The sequence below is a fragment of the Actinomyces sp. genome (assembly GCF_030524025.1).
GTDB lineage: Bacteria > Actinomycetota > Actinomycetes > Actinomycetales > Actinomycetaceae > Actinomyces.
Map to the genome: position 1 here is coordinate 46,319 of NZ_JAUNHI010000003.1, position 20,668 is coordinate 66,986.

General features: G+C 71.1%; 19 protein-coding genes, 4 tRNA genes and 1 pseudogene. 12 read left to right on the plus strand and 12 right to left on the minus strand.

The window, feature by feature from the left end; translation table 11 throughout:
• Window positions 1–8 precede the first annotated feature (8 nt).
• Window positions 9–893, minus strand: coding sequence for a Nif3-like dinuclear metal center hexameric protein (locus Q4C85_RS02245; protein ID WP_303139130.1), 885 nt, complete (start codon window positions 891–893; stop codon window positions 9–11).
• A gap of 204 nt (window positions 894–1,097) precedes the next feature.
• On the opposite strand from Q4C85_RS02245, the gene Q4C85_RS02250 reads away from it, so the two are divergent.
• A complete protein-coding gene (locus Q4C85_RS02250; protein WP_303139131.1) occupies window positions 1,098–1,775 on the plus strand; it encodes a helix-turn-helix domain-containing protein in 678 nt (225 codons plus the stop codon).
• A 1-nt stretch (window position 1,776) separates the two neighbouring features.
• On the opposite strand, the gene Q4C85_RS02255 is transcribed toward Q4C85_RS02250, so the two are convergent.
• Window positions 1,777–1,861, minus strand: a tRNA-Leu gene (locus tag Q4C85_RS02255).
• Between the two features lie 161 nt (window positions 1,862–2,022).
• On the opposite strand from Q4C85_RS02255, the gene Q4C85_RS02260 reads away from it, so the two are divergent.
• The 3 genes from Q4C85_RS02260 to Q4C85_RS02270 all read left to right on the plus strand — a co-directional run bounded on the left by Q4C85_RS02260 (window position 2,023) and on the right by Q4C85_RS02270 (window position 4,407).
• Entirely contained in the window at window positions 2,023–3,564 is a 1,542-nt protein-coding gene (locus tag Q4C85_RS02260; protein ID WP_303139132.1) for a catalase, read from the plus strand.
• A gap of 148 nt (window positions 3,565–3,712) precedes the next feature.
• Window positions 3,713–4,132 carry a DUF1266 domain-containing protein gene (locus tag Q4C85_RS02265; protein ID WP_303139134.1) on the plus strand — a complete coding sequence of 140 codons (420 nt, stop codon included), beginning with the start codon at window positions 3,713–3,715 and terminating at the stop codon, window positions 4,130–4,132.
• On the plus strand, window positions 4,120–4,407 hold the full coding sequence (locus tag Q4C85_RS02270) for a hypothetical protein (protein WP_303139136.1): 288 nt from the start codon (window positions 4,120–4,122) through the stop codon (window positions 4,405–4,407). Before Q4C85_RS02265 ends, Q4C85_RS02270 begins: the two co-directional genes overlap by 13 nt.
• Before the next feature lie 38 nt (window positions 4,408–4,445).
• Here the strand turns inward: Q4C85_RS02270 and Q4C85_RS02275 are convergent.
• Window positions 4,446–4,536, minus strand: a tRNA-Ile gene (locus Q4C85_RS02275).
• 222 nt (window positions 4,537–4,758) lie between these two features.
• Here Q4C85_RS02275 and Q4C85_RS02280 point away from each other — a divergent pair.
• Window positions 4,759–5,936, plus strand: a pseudogene (locus Q4C85_RS02280) (aminotransferase class I/II-fold pyridoxal phosphate-dependent enzyme).
• A gap of 12 nt (window positions 5,937–5,948) precedes the next feature.
• On the opposite strand, the gene Q4C85_RS02285 reads toward Q4C85_RS02280, so the two are convergent.
• Window positions 5,949–6,557 (minus strand): YdcF family protein, encoded by a 609-nt coding sequence (locus Q4C85_RS02285; RefSeq protein ID WP_303139138.1) that lies wholly within the window; start codon window positions 6,555–6,557, stop codon window positions 5,949–5,951.
• A gap of 201 nt (window positions 6,558–6,758) precedes the next feature.
• On the opposite strand from Q4C85_RS02285, the gene Q4C85_RS02290 reads away from it, so the two are divergent.
• Entirely contained in the window at window positions 6,759–7,517 is a 759-nt protein-coding gene (locus Q4C85_RS02290) for an HNH endonuclease signature motif containing protein (RefSeq protein WP_303139139.1), read from the plus strand.
• A gap of 41 nt (window positions 7,518–7,558) precedes the next feature.
• On the opposite strand, the gene Q4C85_RS02295 is transcribed toward Q4C85_RS02290, so the two are convergent.
• Both Q4C85_RS02295 and Q4C85_RS02300 read right to left on the minus strand, forming a co-directional pair.
• Window positions 7,559–7,631 (minus strand) — tRNA-Val (locus Q4C85_RS02295).
• A 23-nt stretch (window positions 7,632–7,654) separates the two neighbouring features.
• The gene (locus Q4C85_RS02300) at window positions 7,655–8,059 is read right to left on the minus strand and encodes a DUF3052 domain-containing protein (protein ID WP_303139141.1); all 405 of its coding nucleotides are present in this window, start codon (window positions 8,057–8,059) and stop codon (window positions 7,655–7,657) included.
• Between the two features lie 349 nt (window positions 8,060–8,408).
• Between Q4C85_RS02300 and aceE the strand changes: the two genes are divergently transcribed.
• Complete coding sequence (gene aceE / locus Q4C85_RS02305) at window positions 8,409–11,162, plus strand: pyruvate dehydrogenase (acetyl-transferring), homodimeric type (RefSeq protein ID WP_303139143.1); 2,754 nt, start codon at window positions 8,409–8,411, stop codon at window positions 11,160–11,162.
• A 77-nt stretch (window positions 11,163–11,239) separates the two neighbouring features.
• Window positions 11,240–11,887 carry a DUF3060 domain-containing protein gene (locus Q4C85_RS02310; protein WP_303139145.1) on the plus strand — a complete coding sequence of 216 codons (648 nt, stop codon included), beginning with the start codon at window positions 11,240–11,242 and terminating at the stop codon, window positions 11,885–11,887.
• A 37-nt stretch (window positions 11,888–11,924) separates the two neighbouring features.
• Here Q4C85_RS02310 and aspA read toward each other — a convergent pair whose 3' ends face one another.
• On the minus strand, window positions 11,925–13,370 hold the full coding sequence (gene aspA, locus Q4C85_RS02315) for an aspartate ammonia-lyase (RefSeq protein WP_303139146.1): 1,446 nt from the start codon (window positions 13,368–13,370) through the stop codon (window positions 11,925–11,927).
• 215 nt (window positions 13,371–13,585) lie between these two features.
• Here aspA and Q4C85_RS02320 point away from each other — a divergent pair, with 215 nt between their 5' ends.
• From Q4C85_RS02320 to Q4C85_RS02330, 3 genes are read left to right on the plus strand one after another with little or no spacing between them, the layout of a single operon-like run.
• The gene (locus Q4C85_RS02320; RefSeq protein ID WP_303139148.1) at window positions 13,586–14,773 is read left to right on the plus strand and encodes a CdaR family transcriptional regulator; all 1,188 of its coding nucleotides are present in this window, start codon (window positions 13,586–13,588) and stop codon (window positions 14,771–14,773) included.
• A 53-nt stretch (window positions 14,774–14,826) separates the two neighbouring features.
• Window positions 14,827–15,072, plus strand: a complete 246-nt coding sequence (locus Q4C85_RS02325) for an acyl carrier protein (protein WP_303139150.1) — start codon at window positions 14,827–14,829, stop codon at window positions 15,070–15,072.
• A gap of 6 nt (window positions 15,073–15,078) precedes the next feature.
• Complete coding sequence (locus Q4C85_RS02330) at window positions 15,079–16,323, plus strand: beta-ketoacyl synthase (RefSeq protein WP_303139152.1); 1,245 nt, start codon at window positions 15,079–15,081, stop codon at window positions 16,321–16,323.
• Between the two features lie 81 nt (window positions 16,324–16,404).
• Here the strand turns inward: Q4C85_RS02330 and Q4C85_RS02335 are convergent, their stop codons facing one another.
• The 3 genes from Q4C85_RS02335 to Q4C85_RS02345 all read right to left on the minus strand — a co-directional run bounded on the left by Q4C85_RS02335 (window position 16,405) and on the right by Q4C85_RS02345 (window position 17,796).
• On the minus strand, window positions 16,405–16,905 hold the full coding sequence (locus Q4C85_RS02335; RefSeq protein ID WP_303139153.1) for a DUF3145 domain-containing protein: 501 nt from the start codon (window positions 16,903–16,905) through the stop codon (window positions 16,405–16,407).
• Between the two features lie 188 nt (window positions 16,906–17,093).
• Window positions 17,094–17,165 (minus strand) — tRNA-Asn (locus tag Q4C85_RS02340).
• A 91-nt stretch (window positions 17,166–17,256) separates the two neighbouring features.
• Window positions 17,257–17,796 (minus strand): hypothetical protein, encoded by a 540-nt coding sequence (locus Q4C85_RS02345; RefSeq protein ID WP_303139154.1) that lies wholly within the window; start codon window positions 17,794–17,796, stop codon window positions 17,257–17,259.
• Between the two features lie 65 nt (window positions 17,797–17,861).
• Here Q4C85_RS02345 and def point away from each other — a divergent pair, with 65 nt between their 5' ends.
• Entirely contained in the window at window positions 17,862–18,353 is a 492-nt protein-coding gene (gene def / locus Q4C85_RS02350) for a peptide deformylase (RefSeq protein WP_303139155.1), read from the plus strand.
• 13 nt (window positions 18,354–18,366) lie between these two features.
• On the opposite strand, the gene hemW is transcribed toward def, so the two are convergent.
• Together hemW and trmB are read right to left on the minus strand one after the other, a co-directional pair.
• Window positions 18,367–19,551 (minus strand): radical SAM family heme chaperone HemW, encoded by a 1,185-nt coding sequence (hemW, locus tag Q4C85_RS02355; RefSeq protein ID WP_303139359.1) that lies wholly within the window; start codon window positions 19,549–19,551, stop codon window positions 18,367–18,369.
• A 59-nt stretch (window positions 19,552–19,610) separates the two neighbouring features.
• Window positions 19,611–20,666, minus strand: a complete 1,056-nt coding sequence (gene trmB, locus Q4C85_RS02360) for a tRNA (guanosine(46)-N7)-methyltransferase TrmB (protein ID WP_303139156.1) — start codon at window positions 20,664–20,666, stop codon at window positions 19,611–19,613.
• Between the last annotated feature and the right edge of the window lie 2 nt (window positions 20,667–20,668).

Below are 20,668 nucleotides of genomic sequence, written 5' to 3' on the forward strand. Positions count from 1 at the left end.
CGGCCGGGTCATGTGGTGCCGGTGCTCAGGCGCAGCGCCCAGGGGTCGGTAACGACCCGGGAGACGTGCACCTGGAGTCTATGCCCGCAGGCTGCGGCTGCGGCCTCCAGTGCGCGGGCCAGGGGCTCCAGCCCTACCCACTCGGTTGCCCAGTGCGTGCCGCACAGCAGGTAGGGCCGGCCGGCCTCAAGGTGTTCACCGGCCGGGTGGTGGCGCAGGTCGGCGGTGAGGAAGACGTCGGCGCCGGCTTGACGGGCGGCACCGAGGAGTGAGTCACCGGCGCCTCCGCTGACCGCGACCCGATCCACGGTGGCCTGCGGGTCTCCGCCGACGAGCAGGCCGGGGACGGAGTCGGGCAGGGCACGGGCCACGGTCTGCGCGAACTGGGCCAGGGTGGTGGGAGCCGGCAGGCGGCCGAGACGGCCGATGCCCTGGGAGGGGTCGGCCGCATGGGGCACGAGGGGTACGACGTCGTCGAGCCCGACCACCTGGGCCAGGGCGTCGGCGACGCCTCCGTGGGCCGAGTCGAGTGTCGTGTGCGCGTTGGCCAGGGCGATGCCGGCGCGCACGAGGCGGTGGACGACCCGCCCCTTGGGGTCGGCGGCGCTGACATGGTCGGTGCCGCGCAGGTAGAGGGGGTGGTGGGTGATGACCATGTCGGCACCGCGCTCGATGGCCTCGTCGACGACGGCGGCCACCGGGTCGACGGCCAGGAGCAGGACGCTCACGGGCTCGGCGGGGTCGCCGCAGATAAGGCGGTTGGAGTCCCAGGGCTCAGCGAGCTCCGGCGGCGCCACGCCGCGCAGGAGGGTCTCGACCCCGCCGACGGTCAGGGCGGCCTGCGGGACCGACCCGGTGCTCTCGGGCGCGACCGCGCCTCCGGTCTGGCTCATGGGGCCAAGGTTAATAGGCGTCGCCGACCGGCGGCGACGAGTAGGCAGTGACGGACCGCGCGGCCGCCGGATCATCTAATAGGTCACAAAATGGCTACGAAATGGCTTCGATTCTCATAGGCTGGGAGCATAGGTCGAGGACTCACGTCTCCCACCGACCTGCGCGAGCTCCTCATCGAGCACCGTGCTGCGATCACGCCGTTCATGGCGGGCCTGCCCGGGGTCAGCCCGCGACGCCGTCGCATCCCCGGCCTGCGCCGCGACGAGCTCGCCCGGCTCCTGGGCGTTGACACCCAGTACTACACGGACCTGGAGCAGGGCCTGCTGGCCCAGGCTCCCGAGGCGCGGCTGCGAGACCTGGTGGCCGACGTGCTCGCCCTGACGCGTGAGGAGCGCGAGCGTCTGGCCGAGCTGCTCGAGGACTCCTACCCCGCCAACCTCCCGTGCCGGCTCCTCTATGCCCCCGTTCTGGAGTGGGGAGGGCGTTTCAACCATCAGCCCAAGCTCCTGGAGTTCGCCTTCCTCGATGAGGAGACGGCGCGCGGGTTCTGGCCGGACTGGAAGGCGGTGACCACCCGCGCGCTGGCCGACCTGAGGGCCGCCGTCAGCGACCGCCCGGACGACCCCGAGCCGCTCAGCGTCGTGGGCAACCTGACCGCACGCAGCCGTTCCTTCTGCCGGATGTGGCTCGATGAGGATCTTCCGCCTCGCTCCTCCCACAGTGAGGAGACCATCTTCAACCCCTTCATCGGGGTGGTCACCGTGCCGTTCCGGATGCTGGAGGACGACGACGGCGCACAGGCCGTCGCCTTCGCCCCCTCCCCGGGATCCGCCGCCCACACGGCCATGCAGCGCCTGGAGGTGTGGGCGAACGCGGGATGAGTGGTGCCTCCGGCGGGACTCGAACCCGCACGCCCGCAGGCAGCGACTTTTAAGGTCGCGGTGTCTACCCATTCCACCACGGAGGCTCGTGCCCTTCGAGCCTACCGCCGCGCCCCCAGGCCGTGGCCGACCGGAGCGCCAGCCCTCGCCGGAGCGCGCCCCGTGCGATGGCGGGCATCACATTTCCCCTAGCGAGACGACGCCGCGTCTGCTAACATGGCCTATAAGCCACGAGAGGATGAGAGTCATGTCTGATGAAACCTCCAACGACGTCAAACGCTGCCCTGTGAGCCATCTCACCACTGACTTCGGCGCCCCGGTGCCGACCAACCGCGACTCACTGACCGCCGGGCCCCGCGGCCCCCTGCTCGCCCAGGACGTCTGGCTCAACGAGAAGCTCGCGTCCTTCGTCCGCGAGGTCATCCCCGAGCGCCGGATGCACGCCAAGGGTTCGGGCGCCTTCGGCACCTTCACGGTCACCCATGACATCACCCGCTACACCCGGGCCGCGATCTTCAGCGAGGTCGGCAAGCGCACCGAGATGTTCGCGCGCTTCACGACGGTGGCGGGCGAGCGGGGGGCGGCGGATGCCGAGCGCGACATCCGCGGCTTCGCCCTGAAGTTCTACACCGAGGAGGGCAACTGGGACATGGTGGGGAACAACACCCCCGTGTTCTTCATCCGGGACCCCCGCCAGTTCCCCGACCTCAACAAGGCGGTCAAGCGGGACCCGCGCACCAATATGCGCAGCGCCCTCAACAACTGGGACTACTGGACGCTCCTGCCCGAGGCGCTCCACCAGGTCACCATCGTCATGAGCGACCGCGGCATCCCGGCGAGCTACCGCCACATGCACGGCTTCGGCTCCCACACCTACAGCTTCTGGAACGCCGACGGCGAGCGCTTCTGGGTGAAGTTCCACTTCAAAACCCAGCAGGGCATCAAGAACCTCACCGACGCCGAGGCGGCCGAGCTCGTCGGTCGGGACCGTGAGAGCCACCAGCGCGACCTCTACGAGGCGATCGAGCGCGGCGACTTCCCCAAGTGGACGATGTACGTCCAGATCATGCCGGAGACGGACGCCGAGAAGGTGCCCTACCACCCCTTCGACCTGACCAAGGTGTGGCCCAAGGCCGACTACCCGCTCATCGAGGTCGGCGAGTTCGAGCTCAACCGGAACCCGGAGAACTTCTTCCTCGACGTCGAGCAGAGCGCCTTCGCCCCGAGCAACCTCGTGCCCGGCATCGGAGTGAGCCCCGACAAGATGCTCCAGGCGCGTCTGTTCAACTACGCCGACGCCCAGCGCTACCGGCTCGGCGGAAACTACCAGCAGATCCCGGTCAACCAGCCGCGCTGCCCCGTCCACTCCAACCACCGTGACGGCATGGGCCGGGTGGACTCCAACTACGGTGGCCTGCCCCACTACGAGCCGAACAGCTTCGGCCAGTGGCAGGCCCAGCCGGAGTTCATGGAGCCTCCGCTGCGCATCAACGGGGACGCCGCCTTCTGGGACGCCCACGCCGACGATGACAACTACTTCGAGCAGCCGCGGGCGCTGTTCCAGCTGATGACCCCTGAGCAGCAGGAGGCGCTGTTCGGCAACACGGCCCGGGCGATGGGCGACGCCCCGACCTTCGTCAAGTTCCGCCACATCCGCAACTGCCACGCCGCCGACCCCGCCTACGGCGCGGGCGTGGCCGCAGCCCTGGGACTGGACCTGGAGGAGGCGCTGGCCTCCCGCAAGGACGACCCGATGTACGGCAGCCCCCTCGTGCCACTGCCTGCGTGAGCGCTCCCCCGCGCCCGGTCAGGCACGCATGCGGTGGCTGACCGGGCCCGTCGTCGGCCTGGCTGCTCGCCATCGCCGATCGCATTGGTGAGGATCGAGGCTGACGACACGGCACCTCAGGGCGGATCCGGCTCTGGCCGCCCAGGAGGTGCCCGCGCTGGCCATGCTCGCCGGTGCCGCCGGCGCCCGGGGATTCGACGACTGCCGCGTCATCAACATTCTGAGCATGGCGCGCACGGCGAGATACATCGGCGACGACGACCTCGCCCAGCTGCTGGGCCACCACGCCCGGCGCACCGTGCTGCGCTACGTGGGATGGGGCCAGTACCTAGACTCGGTCCTCGTCGGCAAGGCCGTCTTCCAGGCCGCCTTCGCCGAGCCGGGCAGCGCGGCGATCATCGACCCCCGGCAGTTCATCGATGCCGTCCACCTCCTGGCGCTAAGCGCCGGTCACCCTGTTCCGCGCCACGCTGTGGCCCGGGGAGGACCTTCTGGACCGGCGTCAACCCCGATCGCTCCCACTGGACGGGGGTGCCCTTCCTGCGGATCAGCAACATGGGCCGGTTGACCGCGGTGCTGAGCGAGGAGGCCTGCGTGCTGGTCCGCGGCACGGGGCGGAAACGTCCGTGGACGCCCGTGCCCTGGCAGGAGGCGAGGATCCAGGCGCAGGTCATGCCCGGCGACCGGATCTCCTTCACGATCGGCGACACCAGGCTCGGCGATCTCTTCCCGGACTGGACCGCGCCGCAGATGGCCGACCCCGGCCTGCCTGACAGGCGCGACGCGTTCCTGGCCGGTCTGGGCCCGCGCGTCCGCTCCTTCACGGCCGCCAACCCCCTGTAGCCGGGCTCCGGGGCGGTCCCGCAAGGACGTCGGTGCGGTACCCCCACTGGGATTCGAACCCAGGACCACGTGTTTATCAGACACTGACGAGGTATAAGCTCGCTGCTCTAACCACTGAGCTATGGGGGCGCGGCTCCGCCCACTGCCCCACCGGTGCGGGGCGGTGGACTCCAGCACGGTGCCGGCGGACGTGCCGCGGGCTCCGGTACCGGGCCGATGACGCGACCATACCGCAGCGGCGCGGGCCACTGGGCGGCACTGGGCGCTTGCGCGCCACGCCGGTGCCCGCCAGGACCTACCCTGTGTGCCGCGGGTCGCGTCCGGGCCCGGCCGTCCACCAGGGAAGCGTCCATGAAGATCACCCAGCGCGCCGTCGGCGTCCAGCCCTTCCACGCCATGAGCATCGGCGCGCGAGCGCGGCAGATCGAGGCCGATGGCGTCACCGTGTCCAAGCTGAGCCTGGGCGAGCCGAGCTTCGGCGCTCCCCCGGCGGTGCGCGAGGCCGCCCGCCGGGTGATGGACGGGCGCGAGCTGGCCTACACCGCCGCGGCGGGCCTGCCCGCCCTGCGCCAGACGATCGCCGACTTCTACCACCTGCGCCACGGCGTGACGGTGTCGCCCGACCGTATCCTCATCACCTCCGGCGCCTCGGCGGGCCTGCTGCTCGTCACGGCACTGACCACCGAGCCCGGCGACGAGGTGGTCATGGGCGATCCCTGCTACCCGTGCAACCGGGCGCTGGTGGAGACCTTCGGGGGGCGAGTGGTGCTGGCGCCGACCTCGGCGTCGTCGCGCTACCAGCTCGACCTGCCCTCGATGGAGGCGGCGTGGAGCCCGGCAACCACGGCGGTCATGCTGGCCACCCCCTCGAACCCGACGGGCACCTCGATCCCCCCCCGGCGGAGATGGCACGGATCTGTGCCGCGGCCCGCAGCTGGGACGCCTGGCGGGTGGTCGACGAGATCTACCTGGGCCTGTCCGACCCCGACCCCACGGGTCGGCCCGCGCGCACCGTCCTGGAGACCGACCCGCAGGCCATTGTCGTGTCGAGCTTCTCGAAGTACTTCGGCATGACGGGATGGCGGCTCGGCTGGGTGGTCCTGCCCGAGGAGCTCGTCTCCTGTGCTCAGGACCTGGCGGTCAACTACTTCCTGTGCGCCTCGACCCCGGCGCAGATCGCCGCCCTTGAGGCCTTCACCCCCGCGTCCCTCGCCGTGTGCGAGGAACGGCGCCTCGAGCTGTTGGCCCGTCGCCGCCTGGCCCTGGAGGGGCTGGCGCGCCTGAGGCTGGACGTGCCCGTGGAGCCCGATGGCGCCTTCTACGTCTACTTCGACGTGACGGCAACGGGCATGGGCGCCTGGGAGTTCTGCACCCGCGCCCTGGAGGAGGCGCATGTCGCGCTCACCCCCGGCCGCGACTTCGGGGTCTCCACCGCCGAGTCCCACGTGCGCCTGTCCTACGCCGCCTCTCGGGAGGAGATCGGCCAGGGACTCGAACGCCTGGCTGCGTTCCTGCGGTCCGTGGCCTGACCGGTGGGCGCATCAGCCCCGCCGCCTCCCACGCGGGCCGCCGTGCCGCGGCCCCGGGAGGTGGTGGGCACGGATGAGGTCGGCGAGCCCGAGCGCGGCGGTGGGCAGCTTGAGCAGGAGGTCCTCCCCCAGGCGGTGGTCGTCGGCCGGTGCCAGGCGCGCGGCGAGGTCGGGGCGCTGCAGGCGCAGGTAGTAACGTGCCTTGGCCGCGTGAACGGCGTCGGAGACGACGACGATCCTCTGGGCGCCTTCGATGAGCGGGATGACGTTGCGGATGTTCTCCCATGTCGAGCCGCTGGCCGGTTCGGTGACCAGCGCTCCGCCGTAGCCCAGGGCGCGCGCGTGGGCGGCCAGCAGCTCGGCCTCCGGGACCGGCCCGGCAACCGCTCCACCGCTGGCGATCAGCGTGGAGCGCCTGCCTCGCTGGGACCGCAGGGCATAGGCGACGCGTCGGCGGTTGACGAAACCGGCCGTTGCGCCGGGATCGGCGAAGCCCAGGACGACGACGGCCTCGACCGCGTCGTCCTCCATGGCCGCTCCCCGGCCGAGATAGGCCCGGGAGGCCAGGCGGTGGGTCACCTCGGCAGCGACGACGGCGGCGATCACCGTCGCCAGGCTCATGCCGACCGCCTGCCGTCCCCAAGGCCTCTCGCAGCACCGGCCCGGTGACGCCTCACGCGCCCGGCCGGCACGACGGGGCCCGCGCGCTCGGCTGCGGTGGATGCGTTTCCGGATCGTCATGCTCCCAGGCTACTGATCCCCTTGTCCCCTCGGGCCAGGTCCCCGCCCGGCCGGACTCGAGGAGCCTGCACGGGACGCCGGGTGGGGTGCATCGGTGCCTGCACCGCACCGATCCCGGCGGCTACCGCCCGGGCTCTCGCCGCAGGCGGGACCTGGCGGCGCCTGGTCACCGACCCACTCAGTGGAACCGTTGTCGATGTCGGCCGCACCCGCTGCCGGCCGCCGACCGCCCTGCGCGATCTGACCCGCGCACGCGATGCCGCCTGCACTCACCCCGGCTGCCACGTCCCCACACGCCGGTGCGACCTGGACCACATCACGCCGTGGGCTGTTGGGGGAACAACCAGCCTGGACAATCTCACCACCTTGTGCGAGGCGCACCATCGGCTCAAGCACACTCCAGGTTGGGCACTGTCCCGCACCAGTGAGGGCGCGCTGACATGGCGCACCCCCAGCGGCGCCCGCTACCTCCGTGATCCTGACGGCACCGTCGTCATGCTCCCCCGCAGGGTCGGCCCCCGGCAACTGGCCGCGCCCGCTCGTCCAGTTCCCCGGCGGCTTGCAGGCGCAGTCGACACGGCGATCGTCGCCAGGCTGGAGCGCGGCCTCGAACCCTCCGGTCACGGGGACCAGGAGCACGGGGACCAGGAGCTGACCGCTCGCCGGCACCTGGCCGGGGACTACGAACCCAGTCCCCACCCCCAGCCTCTCCACGACCTCGGCTTGGCCCCTCTGCTCGACGAGGTTCCCCCTTGTGAGGCGCCTCGCAGCTTCGGCACCCGCATGGTCACAGTGGCGTCTAAGGATCGGGACGACAATGCGCTGGATGGTCGGCTGTGAGCCACCATCCGCGGGGATCCGGGCAGCAGCAGCCGTCATCGTGGACCCGGCCGGACTCGAACCGACGACCGACGCGGTGTAAACGCGTTGCTCTACCAGCTGAGCTACAGGTCCCTCACCGCACCGCGGACCGGGCCTCAGCGCTTGCGCGTCGAGACCCGGATGCCACTCCAGCGCTCACCCATCGCCGCCACGGAGGTGGCATGCATGCCGGCGGTGCCTGCCGCCTCCTCGATCTCCGAGGTGGGCACGGCTCCCGCCGTGCGCGCCTTGGGGCTGAGCACCCAGATGACCCCGGCGCCGTCGAGGTTGGCCTGCGCGTCCACGAGCAGGTCGGTCAGGTCATCGACGTTCCCGTCGTCGTCACGCCACCACACGATCGCGCTGTCGGCCACATCCTCATAGGACTCGTCGACGAGCTCGGTGCCGGTCTGGGCCTCGATGGCACGGCGCAGGGCGTCGTCGACGTCGTCGTCGTACCCGAACTCCTGGATGATGAGTCCCGAGGCGAAGCCGAAGGCTCCTGCCGCTGTGCTCGTCACTGTGGTCCACTCCGTCCTGGGGCGCCTGGCCCGTAGGTCCGACCCCTGGGGCGGGGCGTTCGGGGATAGCCCACAACACGGGACGTGCAACACGCAAGCGAAGGGTCCGCCTCGCCGAGCCCAGGCACCCGCACCGCCTCCGGTCGATCGGCGTGCTGCCGCCCCCGCCACAGCCATGGTGCCCCAGTTCACACGTGAGGTAGGACCTTCCTCCCCCTGCGGACGCCGCCCGGCCACGGCCAGGACCTAGATTAGGATCGTCGAAGACAGCCGGACGCCGATGTGCTCGGCCCGGGCCACCGCCCGAGCATCGACCACCGGCCGCACCGCCGCGAGGAAAGAGGAATCCGTGAGCCCCACCAGCGACTCCACGCCGCTCATCGACGGCCTGCTGACCAAGGTCGCCGACAACGACCCCGAGGAGACCGGAGAGTGGCGCGACTCCCTCGACGCCCTCATCGCCGAGAAGGGCGGCCCGCGCGCCCGCTACATCCTGCTGTCGATGCTGGCGCAGGCTCGCAAGAAGAACGTCTCCCTGCCCTCCCAGACGACCACCCCTTACGTCAACACGATCGACGTGGCCGACGAGCCCTACTTCCCTGGCGACGAGGACGCCGAGCGCACCTACCGCCGCTGGCTGCGCTGGAACGCGGCTGTCATGGTCACCCGCGCCCAGCGGCCCGGCGTCGGGGTCGGCGGCCACATCTCCTCCTACGCCTCGACCGCCACCCTCGTGGAGATCGGCATGAACCACTTCTTCCGGGGCAAGGACCACCCCGGCGGCGGTGACCACATCTTCTTCCAGGGCCACGCCTCCCCCGGCAACTACGCCCGCGCCTTCATCGAGGGGCGCCTGACCGAGGCCGACCTCGACGGCTTCCGCCAGGAGTACTCCCACCCCGACGAGGGCCGCGGACTGCCCTCTTACCCGCACCCGCGCCGCATGGAGGACTTCTGGGAGTTCCCCACCGTCTCCATGGGTCTGGGACCCGCCGAGGCCATCTACCAGGCATGGTTCGACAAGTACCTCGCCGGCGCCGGCATCAAGGACACCTCGGCCCAGCGCACCTGGGCCTTCCTGGGCGACGGCGAGATGGACGAGCCCGAGTCCCGCGGCATGCTCCAGCTCGCGGCCTCCCAGCAGCTGGACAACCTCACCTTCGTCATCAACTGCAACCTGCAGCGGCTCGACGGCCCGGTGCGGGGCAACGGCAAGATCATCCAGGAGCTCGAGGCCTTCTTCAAGGGAGCCGGCTGGAACGTCATCAAGGTGATCTGGGGCCGGGGCTGGGACCAGCTGCTGGCGGCGGACAAGGACCACGCCCTCGAGCACCTCATGATGGAGACGCTCGACGGGGACTACCAGACCTTCAAGGCCAACGACGGCGCCTACGTGCGTGAGCACTTCTTCGGCCGCGACCCGCGCACGGCCGAGCTCGTCAAGGACTGGACCGACGAGGAGATCTGGGCGCTGCAGCGCGGGGGCAACGACTACCGCAAGGTGTACGCCGCCTACAAGGCGGCCACCGAGCACACCGGCCAGCCCACCGTCATCCTCGCCCACACCGTCAAGGGCTACCTCCTGGGCGAGCACTTCGCGGGCCGCAACGCCACCCACCAGATGAAGAAGCTGACCCTGGACGATCTCAAGGGCCTGCGAGACCGCCTGCGCATCCCGATCTCGGACGAGGCCCTCGAGGCCGACCCGAAGATGCCGCCCTACTACAAGCCGGAGCCCGACGACCCGGCCCTGCTCTACATGCTCGAGCGGCGCCACAAGCTCGGCGGCTTCATCCCCGAGCGCCGCGACACCGGCAAGCAGCTCGAGCTGCCCGGGGACAAGACCTACGACATCCTCAAGGGCGGCTCGGGCAAGCAGGCGGTCGCCTCGACGATGGCCTTCGTCCGTCTGCTCAAGGAGATCCTCAAGGACAAGAACGTCGGCCGGCGCATCGTGCCGATCATCCCCGACGAGTCGCGGACCTTCGGGATGGAGTCGCTGTTCCCCACCAAGAAGATCTTCAACACCCAGGGTCAGCAGTACACCCCTGTCGACGCCGACATGATGCTGTCCTACCGGGAGTCCGACTCCGGGCAGATCATGCACACCGGCATCAACGAGGCCGGCTCGGCCGCCCTGTTCCAGGTCGTGGGCACCAGCTACGCCACCCACGACGAGCCGATGATCCCGGTCTACATCTTCTACTCGATGTTCGGCTTCCAGCGCACCGCCGACCAGTTCTGGGCCGCCGGCGACCAGCTGGCCCGCGGATTCATCATCGGCGCCACCGCCGGACGCACCACCCTGACCGGCGAGGGCACCCAGCACATGGACGGTCACTCCCCGCTCATCTCGGGCACCAACGAGGCGGTGGTCACCTACGATCCGGCCTACGCCTACGAGATGCGCCACATCGTGCGCGACGCCCTTGAGCGCTGGTACGGCCCTGACTCCGGGCGCAACCGCGACGTCATGTACTACCTGACCGTCTACAACGAGCCGATGGTCCAGCCTGCCGAGCCCGAGGATGTCGACGTCGAGGGGATCCTCCGGGGCATCCACCGGATCGAGGGCGCTCCCGACGGCGAGGGCCCCGAGGTCCAACTGCTCGCCTCCGGCGTGGGTCTGCCGTGGGTTCTTGAGGCCCGCCGGATCCTGTCCGAGCACTGGGGGGTGCGTGCCTCGGTGTGGTCGGTGACCAGCTGGAACGAGTTGCGCCGTCAGGCCCTGGAGGTCGAGCGGCACAACTTCCTCCACCCCGAGGCCGACCCGCGCGTCCCCTTCCTCACCGAGCGGCTCTCCGGTTCCCAGGGCCCATTCATTGCCACGAGCGACTACGATCACCTCGTGCCCGACCAGATCCGCCGCTGGGTGCCCGGCGCCTACCACACCCTGGGCGCGGATGGTTTCGGCTTCTCCGACACCCGCACCGCCGCACGCCGCCACTACCTCATCGACGCGGAGTCCGTGGTCGTCAAGTCCCTTCAGGCCCTGGCTGAGGAGGGGCGCGTTGACCGCGGCGTCCTGCGAGAGGCGCTGGACCGCTACCGCCTGCTCGATGTTCGTGCGGGCAGATCGGGCGTGCAGGGCGGAGACGCCTGACGCGGGTCTCCCCAGGTCCTGCCATCCCTGGGACACCGACCACCTTGTGAACACCGACAATTCGACTCAGGAACACCATGCAACTCATCTCACGCACCGCCGCCACAGCCTGCGCCCTCCTGCTTCCCCTGACCGCTCTGACGGCCTGCTCGAGCTCGGTCGAGATCAACCCAGCCGGATCCTCGACGGATGCACAGGGAGCCTCGGCATCCGCCCAGGACACGACGGCGGATGGTGCCCAGGAGCAGAGCGCGCAGACTGAGGGGCCCTCCAGTGTGGAGACGGGTCAGTGCTCTCAGGAGGACCTTGCCCAGGAGACGACTCCGGACGACATCGACCAGTACACGAGTCGTGACGTGGCGCTGGGCCTCGTTGAGCAGGTCGTGCCCGCCACCGACGAGGTGGTCCTGGACGATCCCGAGGGAGATGATGAGGGCTCCTCCGCGGCCGTCGTCCGCGTCGAGGCCGGATCACGTGCCGTACGGGTCGATGGTTCGGCGCTGACTGTCATCATCGACGGTGACATCGAGAGCCTCACGGTCAACGGCATCGACAATACGGTGTGGGTCTCGACAGTCGGCACGGTGGACTTCGGTGAGGAGGCGGCCGAGAACGAGGTGTTCTGGAATGGGCAGGCGCCGACCCTGGGGGCGGCGGGCTCCGGCTGGGACAACCACATCGCCAGTGATGAGTTCGCCGTGTACGTCCAGTACTACTGCCCCTGACAGTCGCAGGCACCTGCTCACAGGTCGGGGTCCAGCCTCACATGGCGTCGCTGGCCGGTCGCTCCGGTGAGCGCAAGTCGCGATAGCGCGGCCGCAAGAGGTTGTCGACACTGAGGAGCTCGTCGAGAGTCTGCTCGTCGACCAGCCCCATCTCCAGGACGACCTCACGCACATTGCGCCCCGAGCGGGCACACTCCCTGCCCACGAGGTCGCCGTTGTCGTGACCGATGACGTCGTTGAGGTAGGTGACGATGCCGATGGAGGTGAGCACATGGTTGCGGCACACCTCCTCATTCGCCTCAATACCGATGACGCACAGCTCGCGCAGGGTGCGCATGGCATTGATGAGCAGCCGGATCGACTCGAAGCTCGCCTGGGCGATGACCGGCTCCATGACGTTGAGCTGGAGCTGCCCCGCCTCGGCGGCGAAGGTGAGAGTGACGTCGTTGCCGATCACCTTGAAGCACACCTGGTTGACGACCTCGGGGATGACGGGGTTGACCTTGGCCGGCATGATCGAGGATCCCGCCGCCCGCTCGGGCAGGCGGATCTCGCCCAGCCCCGCCCGCGGCCCCGAGGCCAGCAGCCGCAGGTCGTTGCAGGTCTTGGACAGCTTGACGGCCAGACGCTTGACCGCGGCGTGCATCGAGACATACGCCCCGGTGTCGCTCGTGGCCTCCATGAGGTTGGCGGCACCCTGGATCTCCAGCGCGGTGATTGCACGCAGGTGGCGCACGACGGTCTCCTGGTAGCCGTCGGGGGTGTTGAGCCCGGTACCGATGGCGGTCGCACCAAGATTGACCTCGAGGAGGAGCTCAGCGTTGTGGATGAGCCGCTGAACCTCCTCGTCGAGCAGGACCGCGAAGGCCTTGAACTCCTGCCCCAGGCTCATGGGGACCGCGTCCTGGAGCTGGGTGCGGCCCATCTTGAGCACGTCGGCGAACTCGCGCGACTTGGCGAGGAAGGCGTCGATGAGGTCGCACAGCTCGGCAACCAGCTCGTAGACCGCCGCGTACAGCCCCAGCCGCAGACCCGTGGGGTAGGCGTCGTTGGTCGACTGGGAGCGGTTGACATGGTCGTTGGGGTGGACGACGTCGTAGCGACCCTTGGCGTAACCCAGGTGCTCCAGGGCGAGGTTGGCCACCACCTCGTTGGTGTTCATATTGACGCTCGTGCCCGCACCGCCCTGGAACACGTCGATGGGGAACTGGTCGAGGCACCGGCCCTTGGCCAGGATCTGGTCGCAGGCCCACACGATGGCCCGAGCGACCTCGGCATCCAGGGCCCCGAGCTCGGCATTGGCCAGCGCCGAGGCCTTCTTGACCTGGACCATCCCGCGCACAACGCTCGGCTCGTCGCCGATGGTCGCCCCCGAGATCCGGTAGTTTTCCTGGGCACGCAGGGTGTGGATGCCCCAGTAGGACTCCAAAGGCACCTCCCGCGGCCCCAGAAGGTCCTCCTCACGACGCGTCGCCTGCGCCATCTCCGCTCCCTTCATCCGCCTCGGGCGCCGCTCGAGGCCGCTCGTCGATCTGCGTTGTGCCGACCGTCCTACCACGATACCGGGTGACCGCAACCACATGCTGGTCCAGGCCACCCAGCATCCACAAGGTCACGTGTTGGTCACGCTCTGCAAGGAATGTGGTCCGCGTCCCGATTCTTGTCCTCGTCCTACAACGGCGTCGGTAGAATCCATGCATGGATGAGTTGAGCGCACCGGCCGTCGCCGCCCTGCGGCAGGCGCAGAAGACCATCATCGAGCACTCCCTGGACCGCATCAGCGCCGCCCACCCCTGGTACCGCACCCTGCCCGAGGCCTCGCGCCGCCAGATCGAGAAGGTCGCGGGGCTGGGCGTGTCCATGTTCGTCGACTCGGTGGAGGACCCCGTCTCCGCGGCATCGCCCTCACAGATCTTCAACGTCGCCCCGGCGGCACTGACCGGCACGGTCACCCTGGGCCAGACCCTCAGCCTCGTGCGCACCGTCGTCGACGTCGTCGAGGAGGAGGCGCCCGACGCCGTCCCGGCCGAGGACCACGACGCCGTGCGGGTACGGGTACTCACCTTCGGCCGGGACGTCGGCTTCACCGCGGCGGAGGTGTACGCCCGGGCGGCCGAGGCCCGCGGCGCCTGGGACGCCCGCCTGGAGTCGGTGGCAGTGGACTCCATGCTCCACGACTCCCCCGACGAGGCGGCCACACGCGCGGGGACCGCCGGCTGGCGCGGCCAGGGGCCCGTGCTGGCCGTGGCCGCGCGCACCGCCCTGGACGCCCTGGCCACCTCCCGCCTGCGCCACGAGTGTCGCCAGCAGGTCAAGGACGCCCTGGTCTCGGTGCGCGGGGACTCGGTCATCGTCATCCTGGGCGGTGCCCGCCTCTCCGAGGGCGACACCGAGCGCGGCATCACCCCCGAACGCGCCCTGGACACCGCCGCCATGGAGCTGGCCGCCGGGCTCGACGGCGTCGCCGTCGTCGGACCTGTCGTCTCCACAGTGTCCCAGGCCGGCAGGTCACTGCGCTCGGCCCTGGCCGGGCTGCGTGCCCTGCCCGGCTGGACCCAGGCGCCCAACCCCGTCCACGCCGACGACCTCCTGCCCGAGCGTCTCCTGTCGGGCGACCCCCTGGCCTCCGAGCAGCTCCGGGTGCTCGTCTCCGAGCCCCTGCACGCCATGGGGGACCCCTTCGAGGAGACGGTGGCCACCTACCTGGCGCTGGGGGGCAGCCTGGAGAGCACGGCCCGCACCCTGTTCGTGCATGCCAACACGGTACGCTACCGGCTGGGCAGGGTCAGCGAGCAGGTGGGCTGGGACCCCACGGACGCCCGCGACGGCCTCATGCTCCACATGGCCGTCATCGTCGGACGCCTGGCGGCCGAGCGCCTCGAGTAACCGGCACGCGATCCGCCCAGCGCATCCATTCCGCACCCCAGGAGGTTTGACACATGGCACCGGCACCCGATGTCCTGGCCACCATCATCGAGATCACCGCCGAGGAGGCGGGCGTGGCCCCCGAGACCGTCACCCGCGCCACCCGCTTCGCCCTCGACCTCGACATCGACTCCCTGGGCTTGCTCACCATCGCCACCCAGGTCGAGGAGCGCTTCGGGGTCGTCCTCGACGACTCCCTCATCCCCAACCTGCCGACGGTGGGCGCGCTGGCCGACCTCGTCGCCGAGCAGACGAGCTGAGGCCACGTGGCAGCGCCCGAGCCGCGGGCGGTCGTCGTCACGGGCCTGGGGACCATCAACCCGCTCGGACCGAACACCGCGGGGACCTGGCAGGCCCTGCGTGAGGGCCGCTGCGCGGTGACCGGCCTGGATGGCACGGTACTGGGCGGTTTCGACCTGCCCGTGCGCATCGGGGCTTCCCTGGCTCTCGACCCCGGCGAGCAGCTCGAGCCCCGCCTGCGGCGCAGACTGGACCGTGCGAGCCAGTGCGCCCTGGTGGCCGCCCGCCAGGCCTGGGAACATGCGGGTGCGCCGCCGGTGGACGCCGGCCGCTTGGCGGTGTCGGTCTCCCCGGGCATGGGTCCCGTGCTGTCGGTCATGGGCGCTTGGGATGCGCTGCGCTCCCACGGCCCGCGCCGGGTGCCGCCGACGGCGGTGCCCGCCCTCATGCCCAACGCCCCGGCCGCCGCCGTCGGCATCGAGCTGGGGGCACGGGCAGGTGTCCACGCACCAGTGTCCGCCTGCGCCTCGGGGGCCGAGGCGATCGCCTACGGCGCCGACCTCATCACCCTGGGGCGCGCCGACGTCGTCGTGGCCGGTGGGACCGATGCCGCCCTGCACCCCATGACCATCGCGTCCTTCGCCGCGATGAGGGCGCTGTCGAGACGCAACGAGGAGCCCGCCACCGCCTCGCGGCCCTTCGCCCCCGACCGGGACGGCTTCGTCCTGGGCGAGGGGGCCGGCGTGCTCGTCCTGGAGGCCGCCGAGCACGCCCAAGCGCGGGGTGCCCGGACCCTGGCCGTGCTGGCGGGCGCGGCGGTCACGGCCGACGCCTACGACGTCGCCCGTCCCGAGCCCGAGGGCACCGAGCAGGCCCGGGCACTGCACCTGGCCCTCGAGCGCGCCGGGCTGTCTGCCGAGCGAGTCGGGCACGTCAACGCCCACGCGACCTCCACCCCCGCCGGGGACATCGTCGAGGCGAGCGTCCTGGCGCGGACGCTTCCCTGCGCAGCGGTCTCGGCGACCAAGTCGGCCACCGGCCACCTCCTGGGCGGCGCCGGGGGTCTCGAGGCGGTGCTGACCGTCATGGCGCTCGGATCGCGGTTCCTGCCCGGGACCCTCCTGCCCGGCGGCCTCGACCCGGACGTCGCCGCCCTCGGCCTCGACGTGGTCGGCCCCGGGGGGCGGCCGGCCCCTGACCTGGAGGCCGCCGTCTCCACCTCCTTCGGCTTCGGCGGCCACAACGTGGCCCTCGCCTTCACCCGCCCCTGACGCCTCCCCCACCACCGGCGAGATCGGGCCCTATGGCGCGCAGCCGGTCGCAGCCCTCCGATCAGCCGGCATCAGCCGACATCAGCCGACACGGTGCAGCCAGCGCACGGGCGCGCCGGCGCCGGCGTAGCGGAAGGGCTCGAGCTCGTCGTCCCAGGCCTGGCCGAGGGCCAGGTCGAGCTGACGCTGCATGACCTCGGGATCGAGCGCGTGCCGCAGGGCCGCCCGGACGCGGTCCTCGGGAACGACGACGTTGCCGTGCACGTCGGTCTGGGCGTGGAAGATCCCCAGGTCCGGCGTGTGGGACCAGCGCCCGCCATCGGTGCCTGGCGAGGCCTCCTCGGTCACCTCGTAACGCAGGTTGGCCCACCCCCGCAGTGCGGAGGTCAGCTGGGCGCCGGTACCCACGCGCCCCACCCAGCTCGTCTCGGCGCGCAGCATGCCGGGCGCCGCAGGCTGGTCGGTCCAGTCCAGGCGCACGCGACTGCCCAGCACCTCGGCCGCCGCCCACTCGATGTGCGGGCATAGGGCGCGGGGCGCTGAGTGCACGAAAAGTACACCGCGGGTGTAAGCACCGTTCACGACGGATCGCCTCCTGGTTGTGTCGAGATTCGTCTTCCCCAACGGTCTCGACGCATGGAGCGGGCGGTCCTGGTGGATGCACGCGGCGTGCAGCGCCATCGTGCCAGATCCGGGGCGAGGAATCCAGGCCGGGCGGCGGCCGAGGCAACGACAGAGGCCCTGCCACGGTGGGCAGGGCCTCTACAGGGCTCCCGCGAGTGGACTCGAACCACTAACCGTCCGATTAACAGTCGGATGCTCTGCCATTGAGCTACGCGGGATCAGCGCTCGGCGCGGGTTGAACTCTAGCAACCCCCGGGTCCGACGTCGAATCGGCTCAAGGCAGCCCAGGCACGTCCTGGCGGCGCAAAGTCACGATGTGGGCAGACCCACACCGTCACGGACACGGCGCTCCAGCACGACAAGTGCGGCGCGGTCGGCCTCGTCCAGCCCGTCGGGGGGCGCCGGAGTGCACACGGTGTAGAGCCCCCCGTCCTCGTCGCGGCGGGCACTGACGGTCACCCGCAGCCCCGAGGGCAGGGTGTCGCTGGCGGAGTGGACGAGGGCCGACTCGACCCGCTCGCGCAGGGCACGGGCGAAGGGGGCGACATCGACCTCGCCGCCCTCAACCACGGTGGTCACCCGAAGGAGCAGCTCGGGCGCGGCGTCGATCCAGGTGATGGTGAAGGTCAGAGCGCCCGCGTCCCAGGCGCCCCGTGCCACCTCGTGCCAGGGCCGGGACAGCTCGGATCCGTCCTCCCCCAGCACCTCCAGGCCGCGGGCAGTGGCGGCCGCCCAGCGCCGGCCATCGGGTGCCAGCGGGACGGCGCCCAGGAGGGCCGCGCCGGGGCGGAGGTGTGCAGTGAGACCGGCGGGTAGGCGGGCGGGGCGACGACGGGAGAACAAGGGCATGGCCCCACCGTACCGGGGCCCTCCGCCGGCTCGGTCCAGGTCCCAGGACGTGCGAGGATGTGCCCATGGCATTCCGTGACATCCGCATCATCGGCGACCCCGTGCTGCGCACCCCCTGCGACCCGATCACCGACCGTGACGCCACCGTCAAGGCGCTGGTCGAGGACCTGCTGGAGACGGTCGACGACGAGGGGCGGGCGGGCCTGGCCGCCAACCAGATCGGGGTGAGCCTGCGCGCCTTCTCCTGGAACATCGACGGGGAGATCGGCTACATCCTCAACCCGGTGCTCGTGGAGGTCTCGGACGAGGAGTTCCAGGACGGCGACGAGGGCTGCCTGTCGGTGCCCGGCCTGTGGTACCCCACCGAGCGCGCCTGGTACGCCCGGGCCGAGGGCATCGACCTCGACGGGCGCCCCGTGGTGGTCGAGGGCGAGGAGTTGATGGCCCGCTGCATCCAGCACGAGTGCGACCACCTCGACGGCCGCCTCTACCTCGACCGTCTCAGCCGCGCCCACCGGGTCCAGGCGATGAAGGCACTGCGCGCCCAGGGGCTGTGAGGCCTCGAGGCGCTCAGGCGGTCAGCGCTCGGGTGACGGTGTCCGCCATGAGTCGGCCGCGCAGGGTCAGCACCGCACGCCCCTTCATGGCGGCGGCGGGCTCCAGCAGCCCATCGGCGACCAGTCCGGCCACGACCGGCACGAGGTGGGCGGGGGTGCCGGACTCCGGCCCCAGAGACGCCAGGTCGAGCCCGTGGCGCAGCCGGATGCCGAGCATGACCTGCTCGAGCCGACGCGACTCGGGGTCGATCACCTCGTGCCCGTCGACCGCCAGCCTCCCGGCCGAGACCCGACCGGCCCAGGCCAGCGGGTGCTTGACGTTCCACAGGCGCACGTCCCCCAGGTGGGAGTGCGCCCCGGGGCCGGCCCCCCACCAGTCCCAGTCGAGCCAGTAGGCCTGGTTGTGCCGGCACTCGAAGCCGGGCCTGGACCAGTTCGAGATCTCGTACCACCGGTAGCCCGCCCCGGCCAGCGCCGCATCGGCCATCTCGTACTTGGCGGCCTCGTCGTCATCCTCGGGCATGGGCAGCTCGCCACGACGCACCTGCGTCCACATCCTCGTGCCCTCCTCGATGACCAGGGCGTAGGCGCTCAGGTGATCCGGCCCGGTCTCCACGGCCGCGTCCAGGGAGCGCCGCCAGTCCTCCATTGACTCCCCGGGGGTTCCGTAGATGAGGTCGAGTGAGGTGGCCAACCCCGCCCGGCGCGCCCAGCCGACCACCTGCGGCACCCGCTCGGGGGTGTGGGTCCGGTCGAGCACCCTGAGGACCTCAGGCACCGCGGACTGCATCCCCACCGACACCCGCGTGAAGCCCGCCTCGGCCAGTGCCGCCAGACCGCGCTCGTCCACCGTGTCCGGGTTGGCCTCCGTGGTCACCTCGGCCTCGTCATCGAGCCCGAAGGTATGGCGGACCAGGTCGAGCACGCGCGCGAGGTCGGCCACGGGCAGCATCGTCGGCGTGCCACCGCCCAGGAAGACGGTGCGGGCCGGCCGCGCGGGCAGGCCCGCGGCGTCCATAGCGGCCCGTGCTCGACGCATCTCACCGGCCAGGGTGCCCACATAGTCGCCCACCGACGCGCCGGAGCCCATCGCCAGGTTCGTGTAGGTGTTGAAGTCGCAGTACCCGCAGCGCACCCGGCAGTAGGGCACGTGGACATACACCGAGAAGGGGCGCGGCCCGCCGCCACCGGGGGGCATCGAACCGACCCCCTCGGGCAGGAGGTCCTGCCCGGCTGTCGCCAGCTCCAGGGGCACGCTCACGGGCGCCCGGCCCCGTCGCCCGCCGGACGGTGCGTCCCGTGCCCCCTGTCTCCCGGGCCCGCCAGACCGCCGAAGGCGTCGGCCTCGCGCAGCCGCCAGGGCTCGTCCTCCAACCGGTCCCAGGCGGCCCCCTCGGCCTCCAGGCGCGCCAGCACGTCCTGGCCCCGCAGCGGCTCCCAGGGCGCCTCGGTTCGCACCGCTCGCAGGTCGCGGATCGTGCGACCCTCCTCGATGCCTCGCTGCTCGAAACGCGTCATCACCCGCCCGGGGTACCGCTCGGCCCACCCGCCGCGCCGGCCCGACGGCGAGCCGGGGTCCAGGCCGTTGCCCAGCGATCCCTCCTGGGCAGTGGGTGCACCGAGATCGGGCAACGCCCCGGCGTCGTCGTACCGGAAGTACGCCTCGGTCATATCCGCCTCGATCCCCGTGGGCAGCCCGGCGGCCTGCTCGACAACGTCGCGCATCTGCCAGGCGTAGTCCGACCAGTCGGTGGCCAGGCGCCACACGCCACCGGGCCGCAGCACCCGGGCCACGGAGTCGGCGAAGGTCGGCGTGACCAGACGCCGCTTGCGGTGACGGGGCTTTCGCCACGGGTCGGGGAAGAACACCCACACCTCCGAGGCGCAACCCACCGGCAGGGCGGTCGACAGCAGCTGTGCGGCATCGGCGGGCGCCACCCTGAGGTTGGCCAGCCCCTGGCGCCCCGCCGCCGTCACGATCCGGGCGATCGCCGTGCGCCAGACCTCGACCGCCAGGTAGTCGATGCCCGGGTTGGCCCGGGCCGCCGCCAGGATCGCCTCGCCCGAGCCCGATCCCACCTCGACGACCAGCGGCCGGGTCTGACCGCCGCGCCCGAAGGCGACCGTCGGGTCGAGGCGGAAGCCCGGAGCCACCGTACGCACCGCGTCGGCACGCGGCACGTCGAGAACATAAAAACCGCCGAAACGCTCCATGGCCCGCTCCTGCCCCGGGTGCAGGCGCCCGCCCGCACGGGAGAAGGAACGCACGCGCGCATGGATCGCATGCGATCGGGCGGGGTGCTGCTGCGCCATCT